The sequence below is a fragment of the Campylobacter sp. CNRCH_2016_0050h genome, from assembly GCF_025772605.1.
GTDB lineage: Bacteria > Campylobacterota > Campylobacteria > Campylobacterales > Campylobacteraceae > Campylobacter_D > Campylobacter_D lari_D.
Genome location: NZ_JAKMSK010000002.1, coordinates 156,988 through 164,709 on the forward strand (window position 1 = coordinate 156,988; position 7,722 = coordinate 164,709).

Sequence of the window (7,722 nt, forward strand, 5' to 3'; positions counted from 1 at the left end):
TTATCTCCTTATTTTTCTTTAATTTTGTAAATAATATTTGAATTTGGCACAAAAGATCTTATAAGCACAATATAATTTTTATCTTTTTCCAGCTCATCTTCAAAGATTATTTTTTCTTTATCATTATAAATTTTAACTAAACCTTCATTTTTTAGCATTAAAATACTAGCACTTTTTGGTAAAGCTTGCCACATTCTAAGATCTGCTTTATTGATTAAAGCAGTGCTAACAGCGCTAATAAATGATAAAAAGCCACTAGAATCATTATTAGCTATGGCTAAATTAATTGAAGTTTTAAGAGCGCTTGAGGCTAGGGTTTTCATCACCATAGAGGGTAAAAGAGTTTTAAATTCACTTGCTATAATATCATCAAAATAAATTAGATTTTGTGTTTTTTCATCTTGACTTTGCAAGAATTTATAAGAAGCATTTCTTGATTTTAAATAAGCGAAAGCTACACTAATATTTGCAAGATTATCATTAAAAACAAATGGCAGGGTAAGATCAAATTCTTCTTTTGTAGCACTAAAACCATCTTCATAAATGATAAAAATATATTTTTGTTGAGGGAAGGATGTTTTTAAATGAGTGAATTTTTCAAATACTTGAAATTGTTTTTGAAGTTGTTTGTTTTTTACATCGCTTAATGCTACTTCTTTTAAAAGATCATAAGCTTTAATATAATCTTTATCAAAAAAGAAAAATAAAGCACTAAGATAACTAGCATAGATATTAGTATAATTTTTATTTGCGTTAAATGTGCTAAGAAGATTATCATATTGTTTATAGATAGGGTTTAAATTTTGCTGAAAACTCGCATATGTTTTTTTATCTTTTTGAAGTTCTTTTTGGTATTCTTCTTGAGCTTTTTGTATATAATCATAAAAATATTCTTTCATTCTATCTTGTCTGTATAAAGCTCTATTAAACTCTACTCTTGCATTTTTAAAATCTCCCAAGCTCATATAATTTAAACCTTTGTAGGTATTTAGCATAATCCTTTCATAAAAATAACCTTGATAATCATTGATGGTGTCATTAAGTAAAATTTCGCTAAAATTTCTTGTGGCTTTTTGAAGCCCGTTTTGTAAATCTACATCATATTTGTAAGCCTCTTCTGCTTTATCAAAAAAAGCATTACTTTTTTCATAATCTTTACAAACTCTTGCTAAAGAGGCTAAATTTAACCCTGTGTATATAGTGTCTTTGTCTGCATTTTTTAAGGTTAAAGTATTTTCATCGCATTGTTTGTTTACAAAGGCTTTTTCATAAGATAAATTAACATTAGCATGATTTGAACAAGCACTTAAAAAAAGTAAAATAAAAAGATAAAAACAAGAGTAAAAAAGCTTCATAAAATCCCTTTTTTAGTATAAATTTAAAAAAATAAGTTATAATTTTCATTTTTAGAGAGGTGTCCGAGTGGTCGAAGGAGCACGCCTGGAACGCGTGTGTGGGGTAACTCACCGAGGGTTCGAATCCCTTCCTCTCTGCCACTATGCACTTTTATTATACTGACTTCCTATGTAATCTTGTGATGAATTTTGTGTGTATGATTTTATGGCTTTAGAATTTGGATTTGCTTTTTTATCGTCTTCGTCTTTATTTTTATCATTTTGAGCTTTTGATTCTTCTGCTTTTATTTTAGCTTGCTCGGTGCGCGCATCATTTTGCATTTGCATAGCATTAGCTGCTACTTTATAATCTTGGGGGCTAGGATCAGCTGGTGCCATAGCTGCAGCAATTACTTGCATAGCATTGGCTATAGTTTCTTCAGGAGTATTGCCTTTTTGCATTCTTATAGGCACTTCTCCTTCAACTGCATACATTTTATTATCAGGACCTCTTGTATAGCCAAAACTTGCAGCTCCTGCTAAGGCTCCACCTGCTGCTTGGTGGGCTGCTTCATGAGCCCTTACTTCTCTGTCTATTTTTTCAAGCTCTCGTACCTGTTTTACTTCTTCACTACTTAAGTCTTTACCATTAACTTTTTGAGTTTTTTCATCTTTTTCTTGATCGTTTTTATTTTCTTTTGTTTGCTGTGGGTTTTCTTTTTCAGAAATATTTTCTTTTGTTTGTTCTTTGTCTTTGTTTTGATAAGGATTTTGCGTATAAAAGGCACCGCCATAACTTGAGCTAATTTGCATTAAAATCCTTTTTAAATATAATTTCATATTTTTAGCACAAAAAAGTTAAAAAATATATAAAATTTATAAAATAAGTATTTTATAAAATGTTAAGCAAAATAAAGTATAATTTTAACTTCTTTTTATGTCAGGGTAGCTCAGCTGGCTAGAGCGCTGGTCTCATAAGCCGGAGGTCGGGAGTTCAAGTCTCCCCCTTGACACCACTTAAAATATCTTTTTAATGTTATATTTATTTTTTATATTTTCTAAATTAGCTTTCAAGAATGCTTATAAGTATAGTTTTTTGATTATATTTAATTTATTGTAATGCCCTTATTTTACAAGGACATTAAAAATTTAGTGACCTAGAATATGGATCGGGTCTGTGTAGCCGTGCGCTAGAATTTCTTTTCTAGATTTATCATATTGATAGTGCAAAGTAAAAGTAGCATTTAAAATCTTCAATAATCATATTGATTAAGTTCTTCTTGAGTGCCAAGTAGCATTAATATATCGTTTAAATAAGCGGTATTTTCTAGATTTGGCATAATGCTCCAAGTATCATGTTGTTTGTGTGCAATGACTTTTAAATTTTGTCCAATGGATTGCAAAGTTTTCCCCGCTAAATTCTCATCGATTAAAAGTTTTGCTACCTTTATGGTGTTGGCTGAAAGATCTATGATTTCAAAATTTGGATTAGTGATAAGAATTTTAGCCAAACGCTTTGCAGATTCTTTTTCAGGATAGATGACTTTATTAACCCCAAGTTTTGAAAGAATTTGTCCATGTGTAGAAGAATTTGCTTTAGCTATGATATTTTTTACCCCTATTTCTTTTAAGGCCATGAAGGTAAGTATGCTTGATTCTAGATTTTCACCTATACTAAGTATGACAACATCAGTATTTGAATAGCCCGCTTCTTTCAAAGCTATAGTGTGAGTAGAATCTAAGATATAAGCAAAATCCGCATGATCTTGCAATTCTTTAACAGCTTCTTCATCAATATCTGAAACAATAACTCTTTTGCCTTGGTCAATAAGTTCTTTTGCTAAAACAGAGCCAAATCTTCCAAGTCCTATAATACCATAAGTTTCTTTTTTCATAGTATGATTTTTCCTTTTGGATAATTTAAATATTTTTCTTTTTCTTTAAAAAATATACTAAATAAAAACGCAAGCACACCCACTCTACCGCTAAGCATTAGTAAAATAACAATAAGTTTACTTTCGGAGCTAAAAAGCGCACTAAGTGATAAGGTCCCACCATCGCCAACTGAAACACCTACTGTGGCAAATGCTGAACTTGTTTCAAAAAGCAAAGGTAAAAAACTTTTATCATCTTCAATCAAAGATAAAAGCAACACGCAGGTAATAATATAAACAATTGAACTTACTGCTATAATGAAAGCTTTATTAATAGTTTCGCTTGGAATTTCAAAGTTAAAAATTCTTGCATTACTATCTTTGATACTCCAATATGCATAAATTAATAGTACCGCAATAGTAGTTACTTTAATGCCCCCCGCAGTTCCACCTGGTGCACCACCTACAATCATAAACAAAGATCCAAAAAATAAGCTTGCATCCTTAAAGGTGCTAAGATCAAGAGTGTTAAATCCTGCAGTTCGGTAATTTACCGCTGTAAAATATGCACTCATAATTTTATCAAAAAGAGAAAATTCTCCTATACTTTTTGGGTTATGATATTCAAATAAAAACACAATCAAACTTGCAAAAATGATTAGTATAATAGTGGAAATTAAAACAAGCTTTGTATGCAGACTTAGACTAGCAAAGCGTTTTTTTGAAAAAAAGTATAATTCTAGCAATACAAAATAGCCCAAACCGCCAATAATAATCAAAGAGGTAATGATAAAGTTAATCCAAAAATCATCTCTATAAGGCATTAAACCACTTTCAAATATGCTAAAACCTGCATTATTAAAAGCAGAAATGGAGTGAAAAATACTAGCCCATAGAGCATCAGTTAAATTCATATCTAATTTAAATCTTAAAAATAATAAAACAGCACCAACAATTTCAATAGCAAATACAAAAAATAAAACCTTTTTCAAAAAACCTACAAGTCCATCAGCACCAGGATAAATTAAGGATTCTCTTAAAAGATTTTTTTCTTCAAAACTCATCTTTTTTCGTACTAAAATATATAAAGCCATGGCTATACTCATATAGCCTAAACCACCTATTTGGATAAGTAGTAAAATAACAAGCTGTCCATAAAAACTAAAATCTAATGAAGTATTTAGCACAATGAGTCCTGTCATACTTACAGCTGAAGCACTAGTAAAAAATGCATCTAAAAAAGATATTGGTTTAGTGTGCATAATGGGTAGCATAAGGATGAAAGTGCCAAAAAGAGCTATAAGTATATAACCTATAAATAAGATTCTTATATTATTTCTATCTAAAGATAATTTTGCCATTTTATTTCTTTAAAAATTAAAAAAATATTCTACTTAAAATTAGTTAATAAGTAAAAGAAGAAAACTTTCCGCTAAAAGCGGAAAGTAAGAGCATTAAAGCATTCCTACTGCTAAAAATCCTAATGAAACAGCAATAGCAATAGCTAATACACCCGGAATAAAGAATGCGTGATTAAATATGAATTTTCCAATTCTTGTTGTACCTGTATCATCCATTTGAACTGCACCTAATAAAGTAGGATAGGTTGGAAGTACAAAAAGTGCTGAAACAGCAGCAAAACAAGCAACTAGCATATAAGAATCTGCAGGATTTGTAGCTGAAATTCCTAATGCAGCAACGATAACTGGGACAATAGCTTTTGCAGTAGCTGCTTGAGAGTATAAAAGCATACTAGCAAAGAAGAAAGCAACTGCAAGCATAGCAGGAGTTTGTTTAACCCATTCACCCGCTACTTCTTTAATACCTGCTTCATGGCCTGCAACGAAAGTATTTCCAAGCCAAGCAACACCAAATACACATACACAAGCTGTCATACCTGATTTAAATACACTTGTATCTAAAATTTTCGCAGGTTCAACTTTACATAAGAATGTAATTAAAGTTGCAGCAGTTAATAAAAAGCTCATAATTGCAGCATCTCTTGGGATAACTACAGGATCAATCCATTTAATATTATTAGAAATTGCAGTAGCATAAAGAACAACTGCTAATACCGTAAATAAAAATATAGCAACTGAAAGTTTTGCACCCGGTTTATCTTCACTATGTAAAACATCTGAAGCACTTTTTACAAGACCAGCTTTTAAGCGTTCTTGATATACAGGGTCTTTGCTAAGATCCATTGGAGTAATTAAACTTACAATAAAAGCTGTAATCATACAAGCAGCAAAAGTAGTTACAATCCAAATTCCAATTAATGCAGGATAGTTCCAGCCAAGTGGCTCTAATACACCAGTCATATAAACAACAGCAGCACTAACTGGAGAAGCTGTAATACCAATTTGTGAAGCAACAACCATTAATGAAAGTGGAGCTGATGGCTTAATATTTTGAGATTTTGCAACATCAATAACAACAGGCATTAATGAAAATACTGCATTACCAGTACCTGCTAAAATAGTAAGTAACCAACCGCAAGCTGGTGCAAGATAATTAATGAATTTTGGGTGTTTACGCAAAATTCTTTCAGTAACTTTTACCATGTAGTCTAAGCCACCTGCTTGTTGCATTGCAGAAATCGCAGCAATAGCAGCAGCGATGATTAAAATAACATCCCAAGGAATATTACCTGGCTTCATGCCTAAAACAAGACCTAAAATAACAACACCCAAACCTCCGGCATAGCCTATTGCTATGCCGCCAAGGCGGATACCTATGAATATTGCCCCAAGGAAGACAACAAGTTGTAAAATAATCATAATATCCATGATTAAACTCCTAAGTTATTAAGCTTTTCTTTTTTCTGTCATATGAGGATTTAACATATTTTCTGGTGTTAAAATCTCATCAATTTTTTCTTTTGGTAAATAGCCTCTTTCAAGGCAAATATCACCTACTGCTTTTCCAGTTTCTAGAGCTTCTTTTGCAATACTTGCAGATTTTTCATAACCTAAAACAGGATTAAATGCAGTCACGATTCCGATTGAATTTAATACAAGTTTTTTGCAGTTTTCAGGGTTTGCTTTTAATCCTTTAATAGCTTTTTCAGCTAAAGTTTTCATTGCATTTTCAAGTAATACGATCGAGTTAAATAACCCATAAGCAATGCCTGGCTCAAAAGCATTAAGTTCAAATTCACCTCTTTCAGAGCAAAGCATAATAGTAACATCATTACCTATAACTTCATAGCAAGCTTCGCCAACTGCTTCACAAATTACAGGGTTTACTTTACCTGGCATAATAGAACTACCCGGTTGCATAGCAGGCAAACTAATTTCAGCTAGACCGCATCTTGGACCTGAATTCATCAACCTTAAATCATTTGCGATTTTAGATAATCTTACAGCTGCAGTTTTTAATGCACCACTTACATGTACAAAATCAGCTGTATCTTGAGTAGCTGCAATGAAATCTTCAGCAGGTTTAAAATCAACACCAGTGATTTCTTTTAATTTTTTCTCAACCACAAATTTATAATCAGGGTGGCAATTAATTCCTGTTCCAATAGCTGTAGCACCTAAATTTAAATAGCTCATTGACTCACGAGCTGCTGTGATCTTTTCAATATCACTTTTAATATAGCTAGCAAAAGCATTGAAAGTGTTTCCTAAGGTTGTAGGAACCGCATCTTCAAGTTCTGTTCTACCCATTTTGATGATATCTTTGTATTCTTTAGCTTTAGCTTCTAATTCAGCTTTTAAGCCTTCCATAGCTTTTAAAAGATCACTAAGTTTTGCATAGGTTGCTACTTTGATTGAGCTTGGATAGGTATCGTTTGTAGATTGACCTAAATTTGTATGATCATTTGGGTGAAGGTATTGATATTCTCCTTTTTTATGACCCATACTTTCAAGAGCAATATTTGTGATAACTTCGTTAGTGTTCATATTTGTGCTAGTACCAGCACCACCTTGGATCATATCCACAACAAATTGATCTAAAAATTCACCAGCAATCAATCTATCGCAAGCTTTAGCAATAGCATCAGCTTTATCTGCATCAAGAACTCCAACTTCTTTGTTAGCTAGAGCAGCTGCTTTTTTAACTTGAGCAAAAGCTTTTACAAAATAAGGATAATCTTGCAGTCTTCTACCACTCATATTGAAGTTTTCTAGTGCTCTAAAAGTTTGCACTCCATAATAAACTTCATCAGAAATTTCTAACTCACCAATAAAGTCGTGTTCTTTTCTTGTTCCCATGATGTACTCCTTGTGGGTTTTATTTAAGTTTCGTTTATGAACTTAATAGGTATTATATAACAATTTTTTATAAAAGTTTCATAAAATTTTCCAATTTTTTCTAATTTTAATAAAAATATATAAAATAATATAAAGTATTGATATTCATTTTCTAAATAGTGGATATTTTATGGATAATTTTATTTATAATGATATTAATTATATTTATTTTTTGTATATTTTTTTGAAGTATTTGTTGAAGTTATGATTGTAATGGGTATGATTTTTCAGATAATTTGATTATAAGCTATCATC

General features: G+C 31.4%; 6 protein-coding genes and 2 tRNA genes. 2 read left to right on the forward strand and 6 right to left on the reverse strand.

Going from position 1 to position 7,722, the window contains the following annotated elements; translation table 11 throughout:
* Nucleotides 1–8: 8 nt before the first annotated feature.
* Nucleotides 9–1,355, reverse strand: a complete 1,347-nt coding sequence (locus L8X28_RS01980) for a hypothetical protein (RefSeq protein WP_263665370.1) — start codon at nucleotides 1,353–1,355, stop codon at nucleotides 9–11.
* Nucleotides 1,356–1,408: 53 nt separating this feature from the next.
* On the opposite strand from L8X28_RS01980, the gene L8X28_RS01985 reads away from it, so the two are divergent.
* Nucleotides 1,409–1,496: transfer RNA gene (locus tag L8X28_RS01985), tRNA-Ser, on the forward strand.
* Here L8X28_RS01985 and L8X28_RS01990 read toward each other — a convergent pair.
* Nucleotides 1,497–2,147 (reverse strand): putative metalloprotease CJM1_0395 family protein, encoded by a 651-nt coding sequence (locus L8X28_RS01990; RefSeq protein WP_220567041.1) that lies wholly within the window; start codon nucleotides 2,145–2,147, stop codon nucleotides 1,497–1,499. It lies immediately after the preceding tRNA gene.
* Between the two features lie 126 nt (nucleotides 2,148–2,273).
* Between L8X28_RS01990 and L8X28_RS01995 the strand changes: the two genes are divergently transcribed.
* A tRNA-Met gene (locus tag L8X28_RS01995) sits at nucleotides 2,274–2,350 on the forward strand.
* A gap of 237 nt (nucleotides 2,351–2,587) precedes the next feature.
* Here L8X28_RS01995 and L8X28_RS02000 read toward each other — a convergent pair.
* The 4 genes from L8X28_RS02000 to L8X28_RS02015 form a co-directional block, all read right to left on the reverse strand.
* A complete protein-coding gene (locus tag L8X28_RS02000) occupies nucleotides 2,588–3,229 on the reverse strand; it encodes a potassium channel family protein (RefSeq protein ID WP_263665371.1) in 642 nt (213 codons plus the stop codon).
* Entirely contained in the window at nucleotides 3,226–4,569 is a 1,344-nt protein-coding gene (locus tag L8X28_RS02005; RefSeq protein ID WP_263665372.1) for a TrkH family potassium uptake protein, read from the reverse strand. The genes L8X28_RS02000 and L8X28_RS02005 overlap by 4 nt, the downstream gene beginning before the upstream one ends.
* A 93-nt stretch (nucleotides 4,570–4,662) precedes the next feature.
* A complete protein-coding gene (locus L8X28_RS02010) occupies nucleotides 4,663–5,997 on the reverse strand; it encodes an anaerobic C4-dicarboxylate transporter (RefSeq protein WP_133319185.1) in 1,335 nt (444 codons plus the stop codon).
* Nucleotides 5,998–6,015: 18 nt separating this feature from the next.
* Complete coding sequence (locus L8X28_RS02015) at nucleotides 6,016–7,428, reverse strand: aspartate ammonia-lyase (RefSeq protein WP_263661463.1); 1,413 nt, start codon at nucleotides 7,426–7,428, stop codon at nucleotides 6,016–6,018.
* Nucleotides 7,429–7,722: the final 294 nt, after the last annotated feature.

Bases quoted from the DNA above. Each gene is read 5' to 3' on its own strand.
- L8X28_RS02015 (WP_263661463.1), bottom strand. From the start codon at position 7,428: ATGGGAACAAGAAAAGAACACGACTTTATTGGTGAGTTAGAAATTTCT.
- L8X28_RS01980 (WP_263665370.1), bottom strand. From the start codon at position 1,355: ATGAAGCTTTTTTACTCTTGTTTTTATCTTTTTATTTTACTTTTTTTA.
- L8X28_RS01990 (WP_220567041.1), bottom strand. From the start codon at position 2,147: ATGCAAATTAGCTCAAGTTATGGCGGTGCCTTTTATACGCAAAATCCT.
- L8X28_RS02010 (WP_133319185.1), bottom strand. From the start codon at position 5,997: ATGGATATTATGATTATTTTACAACTTGTTGTCTTCCTTGGGGCAATA.
- L8X28_RS02005 (WP_263665372.1), bottom strand. From the start codon at position 4,569: ATGGCAAAATTATCTTTAGATAGAAATAATATAAGAATCTTATTTATA.
- L8X28_RS02000 (WP_263665371.1), bottom strand. From the start codon at position 3,229: ATGAAAAAAGAAACTTATGGTATTATAGGACTTGGAAGATTTGGCTCT.